This window comes from Lacicoccus qingdaonensis (genome assembly GCF_900101075.1).
Lineage (GTDB): Bacteria > Bacillota > Bacilli > Staphylococcales > Salinicoccaceae > Lacicoccus > Lacicoccus qingdaonensis.
In genome coordinates, this window is record NZ_FNFY01000004.1 from 97,691 (window position 1) to 121,765 (window position 24,075).

At 41.6% G+C, this 24,075-nt stretch carries 27 protein-coding genes; 2 read left to right on the plus strand and 25 right to left on the minus strand.

Going from position 1 to position 24,075, the window contains the following annotated elements:
* Window positions 1-5: 5 nt before the first annotated feature.
* The 15 genes from aroA to cmk all read right to left on the minus strand — a co-directional run bounded on the left by aroA (window position 6) and on the right by cmk (window position 12,684).
* Window positions 6-1,292 carry a 3-phosphoshikimate 1-carboxyvinyltransferase gene (gene aroA, locus BLR15_RS03925; protein ID WP_092984884.1) on the minus strand — a complete coding sequence of 429 codons (1,287 nt, stop codon included), beginning with the start codon at window positions 1,290-1,292 and terminating at the stop codon, window positions 6-8.
* Window positions 1,289-2,341 carry a 3-dehydroquinate synthase gene (locus tag BLR15_RS03930; RefSeq protein ID WP_092984886.1) on the minus strand — a complete coding sequence of 351 codons (1,053 nt, stop codon included), beginning with the start codon at window positions 2,339-2,341 and terminating at the stop codon, window positions 1,289-1,291. Before BLR15_RS03930 ends, aroA begins: the two co-directional genes overlap by 4 nt.
* Window positions 2,342-2,343: 2 nt before the next feature.
* Entirely contained in the window at window positions 2,344-3,510 is a 1,167-nt protein-coding gene (aroC, locus tag BLR15_RS03935; protein ID WP_092984888.1) for a chorismate synthase, read from the minus strand.
* A gap of 69 nt (window positions 3,511-3,579) precedes the next feature.
* Entirely contained in the window at window positions 3,580-4,026 is a 447-nt protein-coding gene (ndk, locus tag BLR15_RS03940) for a nucleoside-diphosphate kinase (RefSeq protein ID WP_092984890.1), read from the minus strand.
* Window positions 4,027-4,089: 63 nt separating this feature from the next.
* Entirely contained in the window at window positions 4,090-5,043 is a 954-nt protein-coding gene (locus BLR15_RS03945) for a polyprenyl synthetase family protein (RefSeq protein WP_092984892.1), read from the minus strand.
* A gap of 2 nt (window positions 5,044-5,045) precedes the next feature.
* Window positions 5,046-5,741, minus strand: coding sequence for a demethylmenaquinone methyltransferase (locus BLR15_RS03950; protein ID WP_092984894.1), 696 nt, complete (start codon window positions 5,739-5,741; stop codon window positions 5,046-5,048).
* Complete coding sequence (locus BLR15_RS03955) at window positions 5,734-6,240, minus strand: hypothetical protein (protein ID WP_092984896.1); 507 nt, start codon at window positions 6,238-6,240, stop codon at window positions 5,734-5,736. Before BLR15_RS03955 ends, BLR15_RS03950 begins: the two co-directional genes overlap by 8 nt.
* 60 nt (window positions 6,241-6,300) lie before the next feature.
* Window positions 6,301-6,573 carry an HU family DNA-binding protein gene (locus BLR15_RS03960; protein ID WP_052256329.1) on the minus strand — a complete coding sequence of 91 codons (273 nt, stop codon included), beginning with the start codon at window positions 6,571-6,573 and terminating at the stop codon, window positions 6,301-6,303.
* A 118-nt stretch (window positions 6,574-6,691) separates the two neighbouring features.
* On the minus strand, window positions 6,692-7,417 hold the full coding sequence (locus tag BLR15_RS03965) for a hypothetical protein (protein WP_092984898.1): 726 nt from the start codon (window positions 7,415-7,417) through the stop codon (window positions 6,692-6,694).
* Entirely contained in the window at window positions 7,418-7,615 is a 198-nt protein-coding gene (locus BLR15_RS03970; RefSeq protein WP_092984900.1) for a DUF2768 family protein, read from the minus strand. It abuts the gene before it with no gap.
* A 3-nt stretch (window positions 7,616-7,618) separates the two neighbouring features.
* A complete protein-coding gene (locus BLR15_RS03975; RefSeq protein ID WP_281182351.1) occupies window positions 7,619-8,677 on the minus strand; it encodes an NAD(P)H-dependent glycerol-3-phosphate dehydrogenase in 1,059 nt (352 codons plus the stop codon).
* Between the two features lie 14 nt (window positions 8,678-8,691).
* Window positions 8,692-10,005: a ribosome biogenesis GTPase Der gene (gene der, locus BLR15_RS03980; RefSeq protein ID WP_092984902.1), complete on the minus strand. Its 1,314-nt coding sequence runs from the start codon at window positions 10,003-10,005 to the stop codon at window positions 8,692-8,694.
* 90 nt (window positions 10,006-10,095) lie between these two features.
* A complete protein-coding gene (gene rpsA / locus BLR15_RS03985; protein WP_092984904.1) occupies window positions 10,096-11,379 on the minus strand; it encodes a 30S ribosomal protein S1 in 1,284 nt (427 codons plus the stop codon).
* A gap of 74 nt (window positions 11,380-11,453) precedes the next feature.
* Window positions 11,454-12,026: a lysophospholipid acyltransferase family protein gene (locus tag BLR15_RS03990; RefSeq protein ID WP_092984906.1), complete on the minus strand. Its 573-nt coding sequence runs from the start codon at window positions 12,024-12,026 to the stop codon at window positions 11,454-11,456.
* Between the two features lies 1 nt (window position 12,027).
* Window positions 12,028-12,684: a (d)CMP kinase gene (gene cmk / locus BLR15_RS03995; protein ID WP_176754054.1), complete on the minus strand. Its 657-nt coding sequence runs from the start codon at window positions 12,682-12,684 to the stop codon at window positions 12,028-12,030.
* 125 nt (window positions 12,685-12,809) lie between these two features.
* Between cmk and BLR15_RS04000 the strand changes: the two genes are divergently transcribed.
* Window positions 12,810-13,763, plus strand: coding sequence for an asparaginase (locus BLR15_RS04000; RefSeq protein WP_092984910.1), 954 nt, complete (start codon window positions 12,810-12,812; stop codon window positions 13,761-13,763).
* A 32-nt stretch (window positions 13,764-13,795) separates the two neighbouring features.
* Here BLR15_RS04000 and BLR15_RS04005 read toward each other — a convergent pair whose 3' ends face one another.
* On the minus strand, window positions 13,796-14,773 hold the full coding sequence (locus BLR15_RS04005) for a YpdA family putative bacillithiol disulfide reductase (RefSeq protein ID WP_092984912.1): 978 nt from the start codon (window positions 14,771-14,773) through the stop codon (window positions 13,796-13,798).
* 16 nt (window positions 14,774-14,789) lie between these two features.
* Window positions 14,790-15,881, minus strand: coding sequence for a LysM peptidoglycan-binding domain-containing protein (locus tag BLR15_RS04010; RefSeq protein ID WP_092984914.1), 1,092 nt, complete (start codon window positions 15,879-15,881; stop codon window positions 14,790-14,792).
* 171 nt (window positions 15,882-16,052) lie between these two features.
* Between BLR15_RS04010 and BLR15_RS04015 the strand changes: the two genes are divergently transcribed.
* Complete coding sequence (locus BLR15_RS04015; protein ID WP_092984916.1) at window positions 16,053-16,307, plus strand: ferredoxin; 255 nt, start codon at window positions 16,053-16,055, stop codon at window positions 16,305-16,307.
* Between the two features lie 31 nt (window positions 16,308-16,338).
* Here BLR15_RS04015 and BLR15_RS04020 read toward each other — a convergent pair whose 3' ends face one another.
* The 8 genes from BLR15_RS04020 to scpB all read right to left on the minus strand — a co-directional run bounded on the left by BLR15_RS04020 (window position 16,339) and on the right by scpB (window position 24,073).
* Window positions 16,339-16,890 carry an ECF transporter S component gene (locus BLR15_RS04020; RefSeq protein WP_092984918.1) on the minus strand — a complete coding sequence of 184 codons (552 nt, stop codon included), beginning with the start codon at window positions 16,888-16,890 and terminating at the stop codon, window positions 16,339-16,341.
* A 10-nt stretch (window positions 16,891-16,900) separates the two neighbouring features.
* Window positions 16,901-18,571 carry an ATP-binding protein gene (locus tag BLR15_RS04025; protein WP_245696564.1) on the minus strand — a complete coding sequence of 557 codons (1,671 nt, stop codon included), beginning with the start codon at window positions 18,569-18,571 and terminating at the stop codon, window positions 16,901-16,903.
* A gap of 32 nt (window positions 18,572-18,603) precedes the next feature.
* Window positions 18,604-19,314 carry a response regulator gene (locus BLR15_RS04030; RefSeq protein WP_092984922.1) on the minus strand — a complete coding sequence of 237 codons (711 nt, stop codon included), beginning with the start codon at window positions 19,312-19,314 and terminating at the stop codon, window positions 18,604-18,606.
* A gap of 18 nt (window positions 19,315-19,332) precedes the next feature.
* Complete coding sequence (gene ccsB / locus BLR15_RS04035; RefSeq protein WP_245696566.1) at window positions 19,333-20,532, minus strand: c-type cytochrome biogenesis protein CcsB; 1,200 nt, start codon at window positions 20,530-20,532, stop codon at window positions 19,333-19,335.
* 5 nt (window positions 20,533-20,537) lie between these two features.
* The gene (locus BLR15_RS04040) at window positions 20,538-22,181 is read right to left on the minus strand and encodes a cytochrome c biogenesis ResB family protein (RefSeq protein ID WP_092984926.1); all 1,644 of its coding nucleotides are present in this window, start codon (window positions 22,179-22,181) and stop codon (window positions 20,538-20,540) included.
* A gap of 11 nt (window positions 22,182-22,192) precedes the next feature.
* Complete coding sequence (resA, locus tag BLR15_RS04045) at window positions 22,193-22,726, minus strand: thiol-disulfide oxidoreductase ResA (protein WP_092984928.1); 534 nt, start codon at window positions 22,724-22,726, stop codon at window positions 22,193-22,195.
* A gap of 89 nt (window positions 22,727-22,815) precedes the next feature.
* Window positions 22,816-23,541, minus strand: coding sequence for a pseudouridine synthase (locus tag BLR15_RS04050; RefSeq protein WP_092984930.1), 726 nt, complete (start codon window positions 23,539-23,541; stop codon window positions 22,816-22,818).
* Entirely contained in the window at window positions 23,531-24,073 is a 543-nt protein-coding gene (scpB, locus tag BLR15_RS04055) for an SMC-Scp complex subunit ScpB (protein ID WP_092984932.1), read from the minus strand. The genes BLR15_RS04050 and scpB overlap by 11 nt, the downstream gene beginning before the upstream one ends.
* Window positions 24,074-24,075 lie beyond the last annotated feature (2 nt).

Consider the following 24,075-nt stretch of genomic DNA (forward strand, 5'->3'; position numbering starts at 1 on the left):
TCCTTTCATCTGGCCTGTTTTAACTGCTCCAGATCCTCCAAAAAACCGGGATAGGAAACACTGATTGCAGAAGGGTCGTCGATGTTGATATCCTTACCTGCTGCAATTCCCATGACGAGCAGCATCATGATGATACGATGGTCGTGATAACCTTTGAAGTCATTATCGGTCAATTTGATTTCAGTAATCGGATGGACGATGAATCCATCATCGAATTCCTCGAATCTGATGCCGAATTTACTCAGTTCATCTATAACTGCCCTTAATCTGTCCGTTTCCTTAAAACGCAGTTCTTTAGCATCCTTTATGACGCTCGGTGAACTGCCAAAAGCACCCAGTACTGCAAGGACTGGAATTTCATCAATCAATCTCGGGATGATATCGCCGGATAGTTCAAAAGAGCTTAAATTCTCGCTGTGTTTCACCCTGATATTGCCGATAGCTTCACCCTCGCTTGAAGTTTTGTTCACTTCAATATCCGCATTCATCTGTCTGAATACATCAATGATGCCTGCTCTGGTTTCATTGAGGGAGACATCTTCTATTAAAATATCGGATCCTTCAGTTATTGCCGCCAGCACCATTAAAAAGGCTGCTGATGATATATCCCCCGGCACGAGGACATCCCGCGGCTTCAATGACTGTCCGCCTTGAAGCTTGACGGTCAACCCTTCAACCATGATATCGACCCCGAACTGCTTAAGCATGGTTTCGGTATGGTCCCGTGATTTAAATTGTTCATGTACTATCGTTTCACCATCTGCAAACAGACCGGCAAATAGAATTGCACTTTTCACCTGTGCACTCGCAACCGGCATATTGTATTCAATGGCATTTAACATACCCGGTTTAATTTTTATCGGCGGGTATTTACCATCTTTCAAAGAGATGTCGGCGCCCATTTCACCTAACGGTCCTGAAACACGGTCCATTGGCCTTATGGCTATGGAACTGTCCCCTTCCATTGTTGCATTGATGCCGAGTCCTGCGAGTAATCCCATAAGCAGACGGGTTGTCGTTCCCGAATTACCAGTATACAGAATATCGCCGGGTGTTTTTAAATTTTCTGCTCCCGGAGATGTCACTGTTATCATGCCCGCTTCATTTGTAATGCTGACACCGAGTTGTGACATGATTTCTGATGTTCTGAAAGTATCATCACTTTCGAGTGGTGATTTGATTGTTGAAGTCCCTTCTGCAAGAGAGGACATCATCAGGGCACGATGTGTGATTGACTTATCGCCGGGCACTTTTATACTACCGGTAAATTTATGATTTAATAATGATTTCATATGGACTCCTTTATCCCGCTTAAATAATTCTCAAGCGTACTGATATTCAATTCTGTAAAATAAGGAGAAAAACTTTCATCTATTAAGACAAAACCGATTGCTTCATTTTTTATATTTTTCTTATCGTGTCTCATAAGGTCGATCATCTGCTCTATATCCATTTCACCAAGCAGTCCGACCGGGTAATCCAGACCTGAAAAGTATTCATGATATTTTTGCAGGTCAAAAATTTCATTTTCAGCAGTCTTGTTCGAAATGTACATCATTGCATATAAACCGAGAATGATGGCCTGGCCGTGCGGTATCTTATATTGGTATTCGATTGCATGACCCAAAGTGTGACCGAGGTTTAAAAATTTTCTTGAACCGGATTCAAACTCATCTGAGGACACATAGTCCATTTTAGTTTTAATGCCATCGATGATGCTTTCTTCAATGGCATCAATGCTGATTCCAAAAGCAGTTTTAGCCATCAGGCTGCGGGCAGCCTCTTTGCTGTTTAATAGTGAATGTTTAAAAACTTCTCCAAACCCGCTCATAATTTCACTTTCAGGCAAAGTGCTTAAAAATTCCAAATCATATATAACGCCTGAAGGTCTGTGGAATGCACCGATAAGATTTTTACCGTGACTTGAATTTATTGCAGTTTTACCGCCTATTGCTGAATCATGTGCCAATATGGTCGTCGGTACCTGAATGAAGTCCACACCTCTTAAAGTTACAGCGGCTGCAAAACCTCCGGCGTCACCCGCAGCTCCTCCGCCGATGACGACAACAAGGCTCGAACGTTTGATACCTTGTTCAAGAAGGTTTTCGGTCAGGTTCATGAATGACTGAAAAGTTTTTGCCGACTCACCGCTGTCTATAAGAATCGGATCTTCGATGTCTTTTAATATTCCATCTCTGAAATGCCCGTAAACTGTTACATCTACTATATAAAAGACTTCGTTATAATGTGATGTGTAGTGCTTCATAACTTTATTGAAAATGCCATGTCCCACATGGACGGTGTAGTTATTGTCAGGGTAAGTCGTTTTGAATTCGTGCATGATCAGAAGTTTTTAGTTCTCTCTTTATATTCTTCGACAGCCTGTTTCAATTCTTCAAAGTTATCATGTGGGAATTTATCAAGTATTGCACGGGCCATTTCTATTGCAACCATATGTTCACAGACAATGGATGCTGCAGGCACTGCACATGCGTCACTGCGCTCAACGGTAGCCTTGAATGGCTCTTTCGTATTGATATCGACACTCATCAATGGTTTATAAAGGGTCGGAATAGGTTTCATTACTGCACGGACAACAATCGGCATCCCTGTAGACATTCCACCTTCAAAACCACCGAGATTATTTGTCCTGCGGGTATATCCTTCTTCACTGCTGTAAAGAATCTCATCCTGCACCTGTGATCCCGGGGTGTGCGCCAGTTTGAATCCCATCCCGAATTCTACACCTTTGAAAGCGTTGATGCTGATGACACTTCCTGCAATTTTAGAATCAAGTTTTCTGTCGTAATGAACATAGGACCCAAGACCGACCGGCGGGTTTTCGATAATGACTTCGACGATTCCACCGATTGTGTCCCCATTTTTCTTTGCTGTATCGATCAGTTCTTCCGTTTTCTTTGTCTGCTCATCTGAAATCATACGTACTGAAGACTGATTTGCACCTTCAGCGATTTCTGAATAAGAATATTCGCCTTCATCCTTGATTTCACCGATTTGAGTCACACGGCTCGTCATATTTATATCAAGTGAATGCAGCAACTCTTTACATAGTGCACCGACAGCGACGCGCGCAGCAGTTTCTCTTGCCGACGATCTTTCGAGAACATTTCTTAAGTCACGTGCGTTATATTTAATACCGCCGACAAGGTCAGCATGTCCCGGACGAGGCTTGGTAATGACACGTTTCATATTCTCTTCTTCTTCCGGAGTAAGCGGTTCACTGCCCATAATCTTTGTCCAGCTTTTAAAATCGTCATTCGTCAGCTCAATCATTATAGGACTGCCGAGAGTTTTTCCATGTCGGACGCCGGCACCGAATGTGAATGTATCCTTCTCGATTTTCATTCTGCGGCCGCGGCCGTATCCGCCCTGCCTTTTTATCAATTCAGCCTCCATACGTTCCTTATCAATAGGCATATTTGATGGAAAGCCTTCGATTATCGCAGTAAGTTTGGGTCCATGTGATTCGCCTGATGTTAAAAATCTCATAATTCCACCTTCTCCTCTAAAATTATATTAAAAAAAGCTGAGTAATAACCCAGCTCCTTGTTTTTTTGTTTAGTAAATCCAGTCTTTGTTAATCAGGCTGTAGTCGAGTATTTCAGCTTCATCAAAGAAAAGATTGATTTCTCTTTCAGCACTTTCCGCTGAATCTGAACCATGGATAATGTTTTTTCCAACAGTTAAACCAAAGTCGCCTCTGATAGTTCCCGGCGCTGCTTCTTGAGGGTTTGTCGAACCAACTACCAATCTTGCAGTAGAGATTACGTTCTCACCTTCCAATACCATTGCGAAAACCGGTCCTGAAGTAATGAAGTCAACCAGCTCCCCAAAGAAAGGTTTATCCTGGTGTTCCTGATAATGTGTTTTAGCAAGGTCCTCTGACACATTCATCAATTTTGCACCGGCAATTTTGAAACCTTTATTCTCAAGTCTTGAAACAATCGGCCCGATAAGATTTCTTTGTACCCCATCAGGTTTAATCATTAGAAAAGTTTTTTCCATCATTAAATCTCCTTATAAATTAGTTATGTTCTTATATTATCATTAATTAATTTTATTGTTAATTTATTTCAGGCGCTTTTTGAGTTTTTCTGCTATTTCCAGCAAATATCCCTTAACAGGCTGTTCGATATCACTGAGATGGGCGATTGCTTCATCGTAATGGTCGGAGCTGATTTTTAGTGATTCTTCAAGAACATCTGATTCCAGTATCTGTCCAATCAGTGAGTCAAGGATCTCAGGATTGTTTTTAAACTCAGTCAACTGTTTTTTGAACTGCTCATCCTTATCTCTCTTAAGAAGAACAGGTAAAGTAAAATGGCCATTGGCCAGATCGGAAAATTTTGGCTTGCCGAGTTCAGACTCATCACCAGTAAAGTCCAGACAGTCATCTATGATTTGAAAACTCACACCAATATGATGAGCGAACTCAGTCAGATGGTACATCGTCACTTCATCCAGATGGCTTGCGTAGCTTCCGAGTTCTACACTGAGGACAATAAGCAATGCAGTTTTACGATAGATTTTTTCGTAGTAATCATCATAAGTCTGATTTTCATTGAACTGATGGTTGAACTGAAGCAGTTCGCCGCTCACAATCTGTTCAATTGCAGCTGAATATGTTTTATGGAATTTTTCATGTTCGATGCCGCTCACCATTTGTACGGCTGTTGATAACAGCAGATTGCCGGTATTTACCGCCTGAAAGTATCCATATTTATAGTAAGCGGTCTCTTTTCCTCTTCTAAGCTCACTGTCATCAATGATATCATCATGGACCAGCGTCGCCATATGAAGAAGTTCCAGGCTCGCACTCACTTTGTAGACGTCTTCCATCCTGTCGGGATTCCCCAGCTTTCCCGCAACTATGGATAAAGTCGGCCTCAATTTTTTGCCACCTGATTTATACAGTCCGACACTCAGGTCATTGGACAGTACGCCGGCCGGTTCAAGGTTTTTTCTGATCAGTCTGTCTACTTTTATAAAATCAGGTGCCAGATATGTTTTTAAAGATACCATCATTAATCTCCATCAATCGGTTTTATTGCAAAGTGGCTGGCTGCCGTTCCTAAAGTATGGGGAATGATTTTAATGTTTGTAAATCCTGTGGTATACAGTATGCACTTCAGTTCATTTTTGGATATGAACGAACTCGTGGATTCATGAAGCCATGAGTACTCATCCTTCTTTTTGGCAATGATGCCGCCGAGCATGGGCATGATTTTACCGAAATAAAGTTCAAAGCCCGAGTTGATCAGATTATTTTCCGGTGTGGATGTTTCCAGGATGACCAGCGTCCCGCCCGGTTTTAGAACACGGTAGAAATCTGCGATTGCAGCCCCGTAATCAGGCAGGTTTCTGAGACCGAATCCGATAGTCACATAATCAAACTGATCATCTTCAAATGGCAGATTCATTGCATTGCCGTGGATAAGCGATATATTATCCCACTGCGCTGTTTTACCTTCGGCAACTTCAAGCATATTTTCACTGAAGTCGAGTCCGGTGGTTTCGGCACCGCTCGCTGCTAGCTGAATTGTCCAGTCACCGGTACCGCAGCATACATCAAGAACAGTCATATCACTGTCAAGAAACATATGGGACATTGTTTTATTTCTCCACAGTGTGTGCTGGTTGAAACTTATGATGTTATTCATATGGTCGTAATCTTTTGAAATCGCGTTGAATATTTTATGTACACGTTGTTCTTTATCCATTATTGTCACCTGTACTCTTTGATATATATGGTAAGTTTTCTATGTTAATACTGTCGATGTATTGATTGATTAACTGTAATAGGTTGTTATGTGCATAACCATTATCTACAAGATAAATGAGAGGTGCAAATAAAAGACTTTTTAATTCAGCATGAGGGGGGTTTTTATCAGATGTGGCATAGGCTGATTTGTTAGAAGTGATTTCTTTGGAAATGCTGGACACATCGTTTATCACTTTATACTCATTATGTAATGCTAATATTTTATAAAACTGGCTGAAAAAGTAGTCGCCGGTCAAAACGTGCTCTTCCCTATCTGCATCATATGGTTCTTCATCTAAAATCTGCAATGCTTTATTGAAAAACAAAACCGCATGGCAAATGTGAGCATCTCGTATGATATTTTCTTCATCTGAAAAGAAAGTGAAGAATGGCTCATTATGTAATTTCAGATTGTTATTATTCAGATCTTTTTCTATTTGTTGTATAAGAGCTTTCATGAAAAATATCACCTTATAAATTAATAGACCTAACATCAACCGTTAGGCCTAATTCATTAATTATTTTACTGCATCTTTAAGTGCTTTACCTGCTTTGAAAGCCGGTACTTTTGAAGCTGCAATCTCAATTTCTTCACCAGATTGTGGATTGCGGCCTTTACGTGCAGCACGTTCGCGGACTTCAAAGTTACCGAAACCGATCAACTGCACTTTTTCACCCTTTTTTAAGGAATCTTGAATTGACTCAAATACTGCGTCAACAGCAGCACCTGATTCTTTTTTTGTAAGATCAGCTTTGTCGCTGACAGCATTGATTAAATCAGTCTTGTTCATACTATTCCACCTCCCATAATGAGTATAATGATAGGTTTTATCATTATGTTTTGACTTTAACACAGTCGTTTGACCACTGCAATGAATTTTATGGTTTTTTGGCAGAAAAATGGCTTTACTATGCACTTTTATGCACATTAGTCATAAAAATCGGGTCATTATTTTCATTAACTGTAATTTCAGGTGAATATATTGGCACGACCGGTGTATATTCATATAATACTTCGCGTACATCATCACCGGTTTCAAACTGCAGATTGTTCTCATCGATGATTCTGCCGATTTCTTCTCTGTAATCAACAATGAAATTTTCCCCGCCGCTGTAGTAGACATTCAGTGCACCGCCTGAATATGGGCTCGTCACTGTCGGATTTTCATTTAAATTATAGAAATCCAAGTCCAGCTTGTATACATTCGGTCCGATGGTTTCTTCAAATTCAACATGATCTCCCATGCCGTTCACTCTGAGCTGCAGTGAGCGTATTTCTTCAGTGATTCTTAAATCGGCCAATTTGACTGTTGGATTTTCTTCGGCATCCAAAATTACAAATTGATAATACCCGCCCGCCTCATATGATATAGCCGGTCTTTCATCCAGATAATCTGGTACAAGTCTATCGAAATCCACCTGATATTCGAAGTATTCACGTGTTTCGGTTACAGTTTTAATCGGAAGCAGGCCGTCTGTATCTTCCTGGTACTGCTCTACAGCATTCTGAACCATATCAATCTGAGATTCACTCGGCATCTGGTTTTGCTCTTCAGATTCAGGATACATACATGCGTTTAAAAACAAAACTGATAAAAGAACAGTTATTACTTTAACATTATATTTAAGTTTCATCTAGCTGCCCCCCAGAACAGGTATCATAAGAATAAAAGCCAACAGCAGCAGTCCCCATGCAAATATGGAGACAATCACACTGATTACTTTTATTTTAATGACGTAGCGCGCAACATAAATCAATACAGCTGCTAGCGCCATCGACCCCATTGATATAAAAGACAGCCACATAAGGTCCATTGCTGATATTCCAAACATAGTTTACTGATTACTCCAATCTCTGTATTGCTCGTTAAGAAGTTCTTTTAAACCAATCGTCTCGGAAGTCTTTTCCCGCATCATCAGTTTATAGAATGCTTCATCTTTGCTTATATCATCAAAAAGATATTGATGAAGCACTTTGGTTATAGGCATTTCAACCCCATGACTCTCACTTAATTCATAGGCGGCACGTGTGGTATTGACGCCCTCCACTACCATGCCCATTCTGGCTTCCGCTTCTGTCAGGCTCAATCCTTCTGCAAGCATAATCCCACATCTGAAGTTGCGTGAATGACGGCTTGTGGCAGTGACTATCAGATCGCCCATACCTGTCAGGCCAAGGAAAGTCAGTGGATCTGCACCCATTTTTGTACCCAGTCTCGCAATTTCCTGCAGACCTCTTGTGATTATAGCAGCCTTTGCGTTATCTCCAAACTGCAATCCGTGCAAAGTGCCGACCGCGAGTGCGATGATGTTTTTCAGTGCGCCGCCAATTTCAACGCCTACCAGGTCTTCGTTTACATATACCCTGAAGTATTTACTCATGAATACATCCTGTATCGTCGTCACACCCTTATTATGAAGAGATGCTGTGCTGACGGTCGTCGGTGATTTCAAGGCAACCTCTTCGGCATGGCTCGGCCCGCTCAAGACACATATATCTTCGACAGTTTCAGGTGTTGTCTCCTGTTCTATCACTTCTGAAACTCTTAAATAGCTGTCGAGCTCCAGACCTTTGGCAACATGGACGATAAGAACCTTTTTATTTTTCTCAAGTAATATACGATGTATGTCTTTCGTCAGTCCTCTGACTGCTTTGACAGGTACTGCTATGACAAGCAGATCAGCATGGTCGACGGCTGCTGTCAGATCACTGGTCGCCCGTAATGCAGCGGGCAGATCCACATCTTTCAAATAATGAAGATTTGTATGGCTTTCATTGATTTCTTCAACAACTGCTTCATTTCTGCCGTACATTTTTACATCATGTTTATTATCTGTCAAGACCATTGCCAAGCTTGTACCAAAGCTTCCAGTACCTAAAACTGAAATGTTCACAAGTACACGCTCCTTTAATTTCTTTTTCGGCTGATGATATGAATCGGTGTCCCATGGAAATCAAATGCCCGCCGCAGCTGATTTTCCAAATACCTTTTATAACTGAAATGCATCAGCTCGGTATCATTGACGAACATGACAAATGTCGGCGGTCCTACGCTGACCTGTGTTCCGTAAAAGATATTCAGACGATGTCCGCCTTTATCGGTCGGTGTCGGATTCATGCTTACACTGTCGACGATCACTTCATTGAGGGTGCTTGATTGGACACGTTTTTTATGAGAGTCGTTAACCAGCTTGATCAGCGGGAACAAAGTAGTCAGACGTGATCTGGTTTTCGCCGATAAAAACGTGATCGGCGCGTAGTCCAGAAACTGGAACTGTTGACGGATTTCATCTTCGAATTTTTTCATTGTTTTATCGTCTTTTTCCACTGCATCCCACTTATTGACCACAATGACAATCGCGCGTCCTGCTTCGTGTGCAAGACCCGCAATCCGCTTATCCTGTTCTATGATACCCTCTTCACCATTGATTACGACGAGAACAACATCAGAACGTTCAATCGCCCGTGTAGCCCTTAATACTGCGTACTTCTCTGTGGATTCATATACTTTACCGCGTTTTCTCATGCCGGCAGTATCTATCAGAGTATATTCTTCATCTTCAAAAGTATATTCGGTATCCACTGCATCCCTGGTCGTTCCGGCGATATCTGAAACGATGACTCTGTCTTCATTCAGTATCGCATTGATCAGACTTGATTTTCCAACGTTGGGTCTGCCGATAAGTGAAACTTTTACAGAATCATCCTTCTCGAGGTCGACTTCTATATTTTTAAAGTGTTCCACTGCTGCATCCAATGAATCTCCGAGACCGAGACCGTGGGAACCGGATACCGGGAACGGGTCGCCCAGCCCCAGCCGGTAAAAGTCATAAATCTCATTTCTCATTTCAAAATTATCTATTTTATTCACTAATAATATAGTCGGTTTTTCAGATTTCTGCAGTATGCGTGCCACATGCATATCATCATCAGTCACACCTTCTTTGCCGTTTGTGATCATAAGTATGACATCCGCTTCCAATATGGCAATTTCAGCCTGCATTTTAATCTGTTCTTGAAAAGGTTCATCCTTTATTTCGATACCGCCGGTATCGATTACATTGAATTCATGATTCAGCCATTCGCCATCTGCGTACAGCCGGTCACGAGTCACTCCAGGCGTGTCCTCCACAATCGCTTTTCTTTCTCCTATGATTCTGTTAAATAAAGTTGACTTTCCAACGTTTGGACGGCCAACAACAGCAATTGTCGGTTTATACATGATTTCGCCTCCTTACCTTAAATTATTTTACCATAAAAATAAAATAAAGGGCGATTTCCATCGCCCTTTATCATCAAATGTTTTATCGGTTTATAAATCTAAATTCTTAAATTTATCACCAAACACATCACCTAATGTTGGTTGATCTTCATCAGTTTCGTCTCTGTAGACTTTTGATGATTGTTCAGGTTGTTCAACACGTTCTGTCGTCTCTTTGATGGACAGTGAAACTTTGCCGCTGTCCTCGCTCAAGGATAGGATTTTGACCTGTATTTCCTGGCCTTCTTCCAGTACATCAGAAGGATGTGCGACATGGTCGTGGCTGATTTCGGACACATGTACGAGACCTTCCACGCCGGGTGCCACTTGAACAAATGCACCAAAATCGACAAGTCTTTTCACTGTGCCCTCAAGAGTTTCGCCGCTGTTATGCTCTTTTATGAATAATTCGAACGGGCTTTCCTGTGCCTGCTTGATAGACAGGCTGACACGTTCGTTGTCAACATCGACATCAAGAATCTTGACATCAACCTTGTCTCCTATATTTACAGCATCTTCGACATTTTCAACTCTTTCATAGCTCAGCTCTGAGATATGAGCCAGACCATCAATGGAACCCAAGTTGATGAAAGCACCAAAATTGGTCGTTCTGACAACTTCACCTTCAACAGTCGCGCCGGTTTCGAGCTTTTCAAGCTGCGTCTTACGATCTGCCTTCTTTTCGACTTCGATGATTTTCTTGCGGTTTAGGATGACACGGTTTTTATCTTTATCAATGTCTTCCATTTTGACTTCAAGCGTCTGATCTGCAAACTGTTCCAGATCTTCCACATATTCGTCTGACAAAAGTGATGCAGGGATGAAGCCTCTTACACCCACATCCACTACAAGGCCCGCCTGGACAACTTCCATAACGGTACCGGAGATTGTTTCGTCATTCTCCTTGGAAGCGATCAGGTCGTCATAACTTTTATCCTCTTCCAGCTTTCTGATTGAAAGGATCAGGTTGTGACGCTCACTTTCATCTTCCACTTTAATAACAACAGCCTCTATCGTATCGTCTTCTGCGACGACTTCCTGAGGATGTTCAATTCTTTTGTTAGTCACTTGACTGATTGGAATAATACCTTCAAAGTCAGTACCGTCAATATGCGCTCTAACAAACTTCTCTTCCACTTTAAACACAGTACCGGTTACTTTGTCGCCTTCGTTAAAACTGCTGTCTGATGATGCCTGTTCAGCCGTCTCTTCAGAATTTGACGTTTCTCCCTGTGATTCTTGTGAAGCCGGAATCTCTTCTTCAGGTGAATTTTCCTCGACCTGTGAATTCTCTTCTTCGTTGTTCTCTTCGTTCAAGATATTATCTGTCGTCATGTGCCTGCCTCCATTACATTACTATAGACTATATACCTAACTTCTTATAAATATGCTGATTTGTCAAGTAATTGTTATGATAATAACAAATTATTAATTTCTTCTTTCAATTTCAATGTTACATCCTTACGGTTTTTCCCCTCTTCAACCAATCCGTTTACATCAATCGGTCTGCCAAATACCAGCGTAATGCCTTTTTGACGGTTATAACTGCCCTTGATTGCCGCAGGTACGATTTTCGCTCCGCCTTTGACGGCAATGAAGCTTGCACCCTGCTGGAGATCCTGAAGTTTTCCGTCCTTAGTCCGGCTGCCCTCAGGGAATATCAAAAGCATATTGCCTTCTTTCAAAGCTTCGACGGATTTTTTCAATGCCTGTCTGTCACCTTTACCGCGGTCCACAGGTATGGCATTGAGACGTCCAATCAGATTTCCGAGAACTGGTATTTTAAAAAGTTCCGACTTTGCAAAGAAAGACATCTCACGCTTTGTACTGACTGCCACCAGCGGCGGATCAAACTCCGACATATGATTGCTGCAGATGAGAACAGGGCCCGAATCCGGTATCCTTTCCTCCCCGATGACAGTCACCTTGAATCTTGTATGATAAAACCTTTTTACAATTGCTCTTACGACTTTATATAGCATATTACTCTACTCCTATCTTCTGCTTAGCCAAATATAAAATATGTGCTTCGACATCTTCAATGGACAGTTCGGTAGTATCCAGCAGTACCGCATCATCAGCCTGCACCAGCGGTGAGATTTCACGGCTCATATCGAGTTCATCACGTCTGATGATCTGAGATGTGAGTTTATCCAGGTCGATATTGTTACCTCTCGCCTTTTCTTCGAGCAGGCGACGCTCTGCCCTCACTCTCGGGGATGCCTGCATGAATATTTTCAATTCGGCATCGGGCAGCACAGTCGTACCGATATCTCTGCCATCCATTACAACACCTTTTTCAAGCCCTATTTTCTGCTGCATGGCGACAAGGTAGTTCCTGACCTCTTCGAAGCTTGAAACTTCACTTACATTCGCAGTTACCGCCTGTGATCTGATTTCATCAGTCACATCCCTGTCGTTCAGGAATACACGGTTTGAGTCTTGTCTTTTGAAAGATATTTCAACATTGCCGAGATTATTGATGATATCTTTTCCGTTTTCTATGTATAATAATGTTACTGCTCTGTACATTGCACCTGTGTCAATGTAAATGTAATTCAATTGTTCGGCTACACGCTTGGAGATTGTGCTTTTTCCAGCGGCGGCCGGGCCGTCAATGGCGATATTAATTTTATTAATCATGAGATGGTTACCTGCCTTGATTCATTATTCTTGTTTATTTTATCATAGATTCATACTTAAACTTAATAATAGATATGCTTTTATCAAGTTTCAAACAAATTTAATTATGAGGTGCATAAAAGTTGAAAAAAATTCTGGCGATACATACGGGCGGTACTATCAGTATGTCTGAAAAAGACGGTGTAATCAGTGAAAATGAAGAAAATCCTTTGAAGATTGAAGGACACCTGGATGATGATGTGGACATCTCTGAAATTTATCCTATAAAAAAACCGTCGCCACACATTACCATAGATGATATGGATGGAATCAAAAAGATCATAGAAGATAGCAGGGGGGAGTATGAAGGCTATGTCATCACTCATGGTACTGACACACTGGAAGAAACTGCATTTTTTCTCGATCTTACTCTGAATATGGAACAGCCTGTGATCATTACAGGGGCTATGCGGTCATCCAACGAACTCGGGAGCGACGGCATGTATAATTATTTATCGGGCCTCAGGGCAGCTCTCTCTACGGATTCCAAAGACAGAGGTGTGCTCGTCGTTTTCAATGATGAAATACATACGGCAAGATTCGTCACTAAAACACATACCTCGAATGTCGCAACCTTTCAAAGTCCAAATCACGGCCCCATCGGATTTTTGACGAAGGATAACGTACACTATCACCACTCCATCAAACATCAAGATAAATATTCCACTGTCGACAGTGAAATAAAAGTTGCCTTGATAAAAGCTCATGTCGGCCTGGATGAAACTTTCTTCAATGCAATCATCCAGTCAGGCTATGATGGTCTGATCATTGAAGCGCTCGGCCAGGGCAACCTTCCTCCGAGTGCGATGGACGGACTTGATGCTGTGACAGCAGCGGATATTACAACCGTCATCGTTTCAAGGTCTTTCAACGGCATTGTGGGAAGTTATTATGATTATCATGGCGGCGGATACGAACTGAAAGAAATGGGCATCATATTTTCGAATGGTCTGAACGGACCGAAGGCGAGGCTTAAATTGATGCTCGCCCTTTCCAACCTGAAAAAAGATGAAATCAAAAATGCTTTTGAAGCATAAAAATACGTCCGGAAATATTTCCGGACGTATTTTTATATGTGCGACTTCTTTCTTAAAATATCTTTAATGATTCGGCTGCCGTGAAAACGGCCGTTTTCGATGACAATCATGTTGGCATCATTACCTGCGGCTATGACTCCTGCAATATATAAATCATCAACATTCGTTTCCATAGTTTCAGGATCATGTACCGGTGACAGACCATTTCTATATTCTTCGAGTTCTATGCCGAGTGATTTCAAAAAGCGGTAGTCAGGATGATAGCCGATCATTGCGAATACAAAATCGTTCTTGATCTCAACTGTCCCCTCATCCGTACTGAAAATGACCGAGTCATCCTTGATATCCATCATCTCCGCATTAAAGTAATGGGCCACTTTCCCTTGTTTGATCAGCGATTTCAACTGGGGCAGAATCCATGGTTTGATGCTTTTGGAATAATCATTGCCACGATAGACGATGGTTACATGGCTCCCTGCTTTTTCAAGTTCGATGGCAGCATCCACACTTGAGTTTTTACCGCCTATTATGAGCACATGCTGATTGAAAAAAGGATGCGCCTCTTTAAAGTAGTGGAAGACTTTCTCCTTCCCCGCACCCGGTACATCCAATTTGTTGGGCTGACCGTAATAGCCGGTTGCTATAATCAGGAATCTGCACTTATACTGACCTTTGGAGGTTTCTACAGTAAAGCCGTCTTCAGACTTTCTTGCAGAAGTAACCTTTTCATAAGTATTAATGTTCAGACCAAAGTGTTTGACCACTTCCCTGTAATATACAAGTGCCTGGTTCCTTTTAGGTTTATGCGCCTCTGTGATAAAAGGAAAATCCCCGATCGCCAGTTTTTCTGACGAAGAAAAGAATGTCTGATGTGTCGGATAATTATAGATGGCATTTACAATGTTGCCTTCTTCAATCACCAGATACTCAATGTTATTTTGTTCCAGATGAATTGCAGCGGCGAGACCACAGGGCCCCGCGACGACGACTATGGTTTCATAATATTTCATGTGACTGTCCCGTTCATCAAGGTATTATCAGTTCCTGACCCTCGTTAATATCATTTCCGCTGATGCCGTTGGCATCACGTATTCTCTGTACATACTCCGAACCGCCATCACCATAGTATCTTAAAGCAATCTGATATAAGTTATCTTCACTCGTGACGACATGGGTCTCGCCTGCGGATTCCTCTTCGGTATTTTCTTCACTGCTTTCATCAGCACTCTCGGATTCGTCCTGTGTTGATTCCTCTGGTGATTGTTCCTGCTCAGAATCCTCTGGCTGCTGGGACGACTCTTCTTCAGTCTGATCTTCCGTTTCACTGCTGCTGTCATCGGAGCTTCCGCTTTCTTTATCTTCGATTGCATCATCTGCAACATCTTCCAGCATGGATACTTCCTCATCGCTGTACTCGGTTTCTATATCTCCTGTCGCGAGGTCACCTTCGGTGTTTCCGGACTCCTCTGAATCCTCACCTTCATCTGACTGGTTTTCTTCTGAATCTCCGTTATCCTCTTCCCTTGATTCAGCCATGCGCCTTTCCATTTCAAAGCGCTGTTCGTCCAGTTCATCATTGACCTCTTCTTCATCCTGACTTTCTTCGGCATTGTTTTCTTCGGTAGCGAGCTCCATCCCGTCATTTGACGGCCAGAAATTGCTGATGATCAGAAATGCGAGAATTATTGTAATCGGTACTATGATGATTCCGCCGATGATCATCGGTATGAGTCCTTTTTTCCTGGAATCCTCTTCCTGATGTTCTTCAGCCGAAGCATTGTTCTGGCTTTGCGGTTTTTTTCTTAACTCATTTAATTTTTCTTTCGTTGTTTTCAATTCGTTATTGAATCGCTTGTTATAAGTAGCGAATTTACCGGCGAAAAAGGCCTTGCTCTTATTTAGATTTTCTTTGTTTAAGTATTTTTTGAATTTATCGTAGACCTGATTGGATTGATTACTTGTATTTTCTTTCTCTTTATATTTGGCACTGCGTTTCATTGTCGGTTCTTCTTTTTTCGCATTATCATTTTTCTCTTTATTTTTAGTTTTCTTTTTGGATTGTGCCGTCTCTTCCTGCGAACGTTTATGTTCGATATCTTTATAAAAATCGTCTTTCATTGGACATTCTCCTCAACCTTGAATCTTACATGTATATTATATTATTATTTGTGTGAATTTTAAAGCATTATCAGTCCAATGTATGTTTTGTGCCAAATAAAAGTTGTTTAATTGAAAAAGATGCATGTTCATCATAAAATTATATAGAAGTCTTTGTAATGAGGTGAAGGCATGGCTGAAAAAAAGTACACCATCGTTGATATGGATACATGCATTGCTTGCGGGGCATGCGGTGCCTCTGCTCCTGATATATATGATTATGATGATGATGGCATCGCATATGTCATTTTAGATGATAATAAAGGAACCCGGGCGGTTCCTGAGGAACTGCACGACGATTTGCACGACGCTTTTTACGGATGTCCGACAGACTCCATAAAAGTTGCAGAAGAACCGTTTGACGGCGATCCGATAAAATTCGAATAGTTAAAAGAGGCGGTGAAAACCGCCTCTTTTTTTAAAGTCTTTTCAATTTGGGCAGCAGCTTTTTATAAATGACAAATGCAACCAGTCCTACGATGATACCCTTGATGATATTGAATGGAATGATTCCCGCAGTGACGATTATCCTCAGGTTTTCAATGATATCTGTCTGGTCGACAATCATGCCGTACAGCGGAAGCAGAACAAAATAGTTCAAAAGTGACAGCATAATCGTCAAAGTGACCGTACCGGATATAAATCCGATGATCAAAGATTTCGTCGTCCTCTTTCTCATATAAATAAAAAATACCGGCAATAGCAATGAAAATGACGCAATCAGATTTGCCAGAGGTCCAATCGGCTCACTCGCAGCCAGCAGACCATATATCAATATTTTCAAAATGATGATCAGTGACCCGACTGCACCGCCATACATCATAAATCCTATAAAAGCAGGGATATCAGATAAATCCACAGTCAGATAAGGTGGTATGAATGGTATCGGGAACTGCACGAGCAGCAGCACGAATGAGATTGCTGAAAGTATACTGATGATGATTAATTTTCTTAAACGGTTTCTGTCCATTGGCATTCCTCTATTCCATACTGTGACTTTTCGGCAGGGTAATTTCAAAAATTGTACCCTTGCCGTACTCGCTTTTCAGATCAATCGTCCCCTCATGTCTTTTTATAATCGACGAAACGATATAAAGGCCTAAACCTGTACCATGCTTTCCCCGTGTTCTTGACTCATCGACTTTATAAAAACGCTCAAAAATACGGTTCTGGTGTTCTTCTTTAAGACCGATGCCCGTGTCTTCGACTGAAATGACGATTTCCTCTCCGATGTCACGGACCTTCAAAGTGATTTTATCATCCGGCTCTGTATAGCGGATTGCGTTGTCGAGCAGATTATTTATGACTTGCTCTATTTTACCATAATCAAAGTCGAAGGTTACACTGTCTTTTTCCGCGTCCACTTTGAATATGATTTCTTTATTATTCATTTCGTGTTTAAATTTGAAACTGATATCGCTGATCAGTGCCATCAGATCATTATTTGAAATATCAAGCAGATCAGCACCGCTGTCCATTCTCGCGATTGTGATCAATTCATTCACAAGCTTGTTCATTCTGTCGGATTCGTCTTTGATGATTTTAATCATTTCTTTGACTTCTTCCGGTTCAGTGACGATTTCATCCAGAATCGCTTCTGAATATCCGCTCAGCATGACCATCGGTGTTTTCAGCTCATGTGATACGTTGGCAATGAAATCAGAACGCATCGTTTCAGTCTTGACAATCTCGGTGATGTCCCTGATCAGAACGATGACACCATATGTCTTATTGCCGCTGACGACTGCTGTATATGACACCTGGTAATGTTTATTGGTAATGTTCAATCTTTCTATCTGAGAGACTTTCGTTTTAACTATGTTTAACACACTGTCCATGAATAATTCTTTTTCGTGGTCATTGGATGTCAATGTCTTATAGATGGAATTGCCTTTGGCATTGCTGTATATCAGTTCACTCTCAGTATCGAAATACAGCACACCTTCCTCCATCGAGGAAAATATTTCTTCCCTGAGATTTTTTTCATGAAGTACGGTTTCGATATTGTTTTTAATATCCTGGTTCATTTTATTAAATGCCAGGGTCAGCTCTCCTATTTCATCCCGGCTCCGCACTTTCAGAGGTTTATATTTACCCCGGGAAGTATTGTATGCGGCGGTCTTTAGTTTGGTGAGCGGCTGGGTGATTCTGTTAAGTAATAAAAATGCAAAAATTGTAGTACCGATGATCAGTATGCCAGTAGTGACGAACATAATCATTGTAATCGCGCTGATCGACTGGTTCACAGCATCAAGGTCACGGTACTTTATAATTTTAATATCCTCATCAAAGTATCTTGTCAGATTTGAAGTCTTGATCATATACATGCTGTCGTATAAATCATCCAGTATGAATGTAGACTCTGTCAGTCCTTCGATGTTGATCCTGTTGTAAATCTCTTCATCTATAGGCGACATAGGTAAAACAGATTCATTGTCATATAGGATGATAAGATTATCCTCCATCAGCAGATTGGGATTGCTGGTTTCGGAACTGTCTATATCATGTTCGGTAAGCAGTATCTCCTCTACTCTTTCTATATCCTCTTCTAAAATCGTTTCGGTCGAATTGAAGACGTAGCTTCTGAAGAAAAATATTAATACGATGGTTAATATAATTAAAACTGCAGTCACCATTAAAATAATGGTCAACCACAGTTTAGAAACAAGGCTATTTAATGATTTCACGATTCATTTACCTCAAACTTATAACCGATGCCCCAGACAGTATGAATCATGCGGCTTGCTTCCGGAGATACTTTGTTCAATTTCTCTCTCAAACGTTTTACGTGTGTATCGACAGTTCTAAGATCACCGTAGAAGTCATAATGCCAGACTTCTTTCAATAACTCTTCACGATCGAAGACTTTATCGGGACTTTTCGCAAGAAACAGTAATAATTCATACTCTTTTGGTGTCAGATTAACTTTATGGTCATCGGCAAGGACGCGGTGTGCATCATTATCTATGACAAGATGCTCATAGACAATGACATCTTTTGCAGTCGCTTCCTGATTGATGAACGTGGTTTCAGAAGAACGGCGCAGTATTGCTTTTACGCGTAACACAACTTCTCTCGGGGAAAATGGTTTGACTATATAGTCATCCGCTCCGACTTCAAATCCTTCTACCCGGTTATTTTCTTCACCTTTAGCTGTCAGCATGATAATCGGAGTCGACTTCGTGCGCCGCAGTCTGCCGGCGACCTCGATGCCATCCATCTTGGGCATCATCAGGTCCAGCAGTATACAGTTGTAGTCATTTTCCATTGCGAGCTCGAGTGCTTCCTCGCCATTTTCAGCCTCTGTAATATCATAGCCCTCACGGACCAGATACATATTGAGCAATTTTCTTATTCTTTCTTCGTCATCTACAATTAGAATTTTTTCAGTCATTTCAACCCTCTTTTCTAGCTATGCGTATGAATGAAGCCCTGCAACAATCAAGTTTATCGCAATCAGGTTAAAGAGTATCAATATGAAACCTATCACTGCAAGCCACGCAGATTTTTCACCTTCATACCCGCGGTTCAGCCTCAAGTGCAGGAACACAGTATAGAACATGAACGTAATGAATGCCCAGGTTTCTTTCGGATCCCAGCCCCAGAACCTGCTCCACGCTATTTGAGCCCATATGGCTGCAAAGAAAATCCCGCCGAGCGCAAACAATGGGAAACCTATGATGACCGAGCGGTAGCCGATTTCATCCATCAGGTTCAAATCAGCTCTCTTAGCAAAAGGTTTGACAAATGCGAGCAGACGTTTTCTTAAGATCAGGCGCAGTATTCCATAAACAGTGAAGCCGAGTATGATCGACCATATGACTGTGTTCAACGATTGCGAGTTGATTACCGGCGGCAGTTCGATTCCCGTAGTGAAATGATCTGCCTCTTCATATTGTTGATCTCCAACATGCTCAACAGGAATTGCTTCGGAGTAGTTGATGAGGCTTGGCAGATGGTAGTCTGCAATCATCGTCTCTCCACGCTGATCGGTATACATGAATTCATCGCTGTAACCCACTGCGCCCTGCATGACCAGTGTCGTACCGATATAAACCAGTACAACTACAATCCCTGCCATGATCAGTTCAAGCGTACGCGCCCTGAGTGATTTCTCAGTTTCCGGAATGGCTTTCAGTAAATAGATCAAACCTGCAACAGCACTCATAGATAGAATACCGTATGAAATTGACACGGTAATTACATGTATTGCCAGCCAGTTACTCTGAAGGGAAGGAATCAACGGATTCACGTCCGTAGAAAATAAACTTCCGTAGGCAATCAGTAGTAAAGAAACTGGTATTGCGAATAAACCTAAAACTTTCGTTTTATAATAATGGTAGGTGATTAAATAACCTAATATCAGCATGATTGAGAATGTTGCTATGAATTCATACATGTTGGATACCGGAGCGTGTCCCGTTGCTACCCATCTTAGTATAAAATACCCAATTTGCATAATAAAAGCTACTACAGTCATAGTAATCGCTATATATTCAGATCTTTTCTTCTTACTTTTAATACTCACTGCAAGTGGTACCAGCGCTACTAAAAGAATAAAGAACGCTGTGGTAATCATTCCATTACTTATTGATAACATTGTTGATTCCATAATTATTACTCCTCATCAGTGTTGACGCTCTCGTTTTGATCTTTGGCGTCTCTGTCAAAGATGTGTTCATATCCATTTTTCTCTAATATCGGGTCGATATCTTTCTTCAATCCAAAGTAGTTCTTATTTGTATGTGCACTGATATTGAATCCATCTTCATCATTGATCCATATACGCCTATGGTTGATATATGAGCCAATGGTAAGGCCGATCAGGAAAATGACGAAGCCTGTTGCTATGATTGGCAGCGTAAGATCCTTCTTCAAGGTAAGGACCGTTGCCCAATGGTTTTCATTTTCAACGAACTTGACGCTGTACTCGTTATCCTGTGTGATATCGGTTGACAACATTACCTGAAGCAGGCTGAGTTCACTTGAATCACCATCTGTCACTTCAAAGACAAATGCCGGATTCGTTGCAACCGGTGTTTCTGATATCAGAGCGCCATTCTCATCAATTTCCACAAAGTCCGGTGCATAGGCACGCATATTCACTTCCATGCCCTCACCAATGTCATAAGACTGCTCAGGGTTGTCCAGATTGACGGTGAACTGTTCCCCAACCACTTCTCCATTGCTGTCCTCAAGCTGGAACGTCATGGATTTCATCTGTGAGTTATCATAACTCGACTGATAAAGTTCAAACTGGTCAAAACGGTATGGGTGGTTCACCTGGATGCTGTAATCCTCTACTTTTTTAAGATCTGGTGATGCTCCGATTACATCCTTGTTTTGATTCTCATAGAAAGTGATGTCTGTCTGGTAGTTGCTCGTCACCATTTCATTTGTATTCTGGAGCGTATCATCAAACACTGTACCTGCATTTTCATCATACATATCAACTATGAAATCATTGTTCTCTACATAATACTGACCTCCGGTTTCCGGAATCTGGACCGTCTCTCCTTCAGTGATATAAACGAGTTCATCCACATACATGCCCGGGAAAAATCTCAGCATACTTCCAAATAGAAGTATAATAAGGCCGGTATGGTTTATGTAGGGTCCCCATCTGGAGAGCCAGCCTTTTTCAAGAAGGTGATGGCTGCCGTCGGCTTTATGCTTGTATCCTTTTTTCTTCAGTTCTTCGATGACACTTCCAGTATTTGATACATTCTCCTGATGCAGATTTAAACGCTGTCGCTTATAAAAGGACGGATGCTTTTTGGCTCTTTGATTCCTTAATGATTTGAGCAGTGGCAAACCTCTGTCGATGCTTGCAGCAATAATGGATAATGCCAGCATACCGATCAGAATGATAAACCACCAGGAAGAATATAAATTATGAAAACCGAGTTCGTAATAAAGTCTGCCTATAGTTCCGTAGTTTTCAGTATAGTACTGTAAAGGATCGGATCCGACCGGTATAAAGTATTCCTGAGGGAAAAGTGTGCCGATTGATGCTGATATCGCAATGATCAATATGATGGAAACCCCGACTTTTATGGATGTAAAAAAGATCCATATTTTGTCAAAAATACTTGTTGAACGCGTTTTAGAACGTATCGCACTGCCGTCATAGCGCATAAGGTCCTTTATTTTCTTTTTATCGTAGTCGCTGTTGATCATCTTCCCGCAAGACTGGCACAGCTGGGTGCCCGGTGGATTGACATGACCACAGGATCCACATTTTATTTCTTTTAATTCCATTGAATTTCATCCTATTCCGATGTCGATTGTTCTATAAAACTATATATATCATCCGTCGTCAGCTGATACTCCTGCTTTTCAACTACTACACCATTTTTATCTATTGCGATGGTCGTCGGCAATGGCCCGACCTGGTAAGCTTTGGTCACATCCCTGTTACTGTCCAGAGCAATTGGAAAGCTTAAGTTTTCATCGAGGCTGGACAGGAACTGGTTGATCTGCTGTTCACCTTCGGAAACGTTGACAGCAACAATTTCATAGTCTTCATGACCTTCATTATAGATTTCATTCATATCGGGCATTTCTTCGCGGCATGGTTCACACCATGTGCCCCAGAAATTCAATATGACACCTTTATCCTCGTTGATTTCCGAGAGCTGCATTTCTTCTCCATTTAAAGTTTCAAGCTGGAAATCCACCGCATCGTCCCCGACTTGTATTGCCTGTGAATCGGATGTCAGGTTGAACCATAATGTAACGCCTAATAATATGACTATACTTAAAATGATACTTGTACGAAGTATATTTCTTGTCTTTTTCTTCATAAAATTCACCTGCCGTAACAATTTTAGCTCTATTTATTATAGCATTCATATAATTAGTACGGTTTGACAGTATTATGACAATCAGCCGGTCATCCTTTAGCGTTGGCAATCAATTTTTTTACTTCATGAGGCTTTAAAAATCTGTACTCGCCTTCACTCAGTTTATCCAGATCTAAAAAGTCGTATTTAATGCGTGTCAATTTAAGCACTTCCAGGTCAAAATACTCGAACATCCTGCGGACCTGGCGGTTGCGCCCCTCATGTATTGTCACATCCAATATCATATTTCTGTCTTTTTTATCCCGGATGATCTCGATGCCAGCCGGAGCCGTCTTCCCGTCTTCAAGCTGTAAGCCTTTCGCCATTTCTTTCTGCTGGTGCCTCTTCAGTATGCCGTCCACTTTTACCCTGTATGTTTTTGTCACTTCAAATTTTGGGTGGGTCATGTATTGTGTGAATTCACCGTCGTTGGTCAGAAGCAGTATGCCGGATGTGTCATAATCCAGTCTTCCGACCGGATAGATCCTTAAACCAAGCCCTTCAAATTTTGAAGTGACCGTTCTGCGGTTGTTATCATCTTCAACCGCCGATATTTCACCGGAAGGCTTATAATATAAAATATATACTTTCTCTTCTTTGGTTAATGGCACCCCGTCGACCTCGACTTTATCATTGTCTGTCACTTTCGTGCCGAGTACAGTTATAATCGTTCCATTTACACTGACCCTGCCGCCGGTTATCAGTTCCTCAGCTTTACGTCGTGATGTCACTCCGCTGTCGGCTATTGCTTTTTGTAAACGTACTTCATTTGTCATGCTCTTCCTCCTTTAAATTATTAAAGAACAGATCGATTTCTTCCTGCTCTTTAATGTCGTCCTGTGTCGGCAGATCTTCCAAGCTCTTCAGTCCGAAGACCTGCAGAAATGTCTCTCCGGTGACAAAATGTGCAGCCCGTTCGTTCTCCAGATTCTTCTTTAAAATCAGGTTCTTATTCATCAATGTGGATATTGGGCCGTCAGACTGCACACCACGCAGTTCTTCTATCATGGCACGGGACGCCGGCTGATTGTACGCAATGATGGATAAGACTTCAAGTGCTGCCTGGGACAGCTTATTTTTAGGTTTATCCTGAAGTATTCTGTCAATATATTTCTCCATGCCGGCGGTCGTCTTTAAAAAGTAGCGCTGATCATGTCTGCTGATGGACAAATGCGGTTTTTCATAATTTTCGACTTCATTGTACAGCTGCTGTTTTGTTATCGGAACATGCATGATGAGCTGTTCTTCAGTCAGTCCGATATCACCCGCGATATACAGGAGCCCTTCTATTATATCTATTTTCTCCATGA